Consider the following 371-nt stretch of genomic DNA (forward strand, 5'->3'; position numbering starts at 1 on the left):
TCGTAACAAGGTAGCCGTATCGGAAGGTGCGGCTGGATCACCTCCTTTCTAAGGATATTTACGGAAGTGAGAACTTGGTTCTCACAAACGTTTGACGTTTGATTTTGTTCAGTTTTGAAGGTTCAATTTGAAACTTCATATTGGAAGTAGGGGCCTATAGCTCAGCTGGTTAGAGCGCACGCCTGATAAGCGTGAGGTCGATGGTTCGAGTCCATTTAGGCCCACCATTCTTACTTCTTCATATGGGGCCTTAGCTCAGCTGGGAGAGCGCCTGCTTTGCACGCAGGAGGTCAGCGGTTCGATCCCGCTAGGCTCCACCATATTATGTTCTTTGAAAACTGGATAGAAGCAACACATTGTATGACCAAAGC

2 tRNA genes are annotated in these 371 nt (G+C 47.4%); both read left to right on the top strand.

The features are described 5' to 3' along the window. Nucleotides 1–150 precede the first annotated feature (150 nt). Nucleotides 151–227: transfer RNA gene (locus M3221_RS25810), tRNA-Ile, on the top strand. A gap of 17 nt (nucleotides 228–244) precedes the next feature. Then, a tRNA-Ala gene (locus M3221_RS25815) sits at nucleotides 245–320 on the top strand. Nucleotides 321–371 lie beyond the last annotated feature (51 nt).

It is taken from the genome of Domibacillus indicus (assembly GCF_023715895.1).
GTDB classification, from domain to species: Bacteria; Bacillota; Bacilli; order Bacillales; family Domibacillaceae; genus Domibacillus; species Domibacillus indicus_A.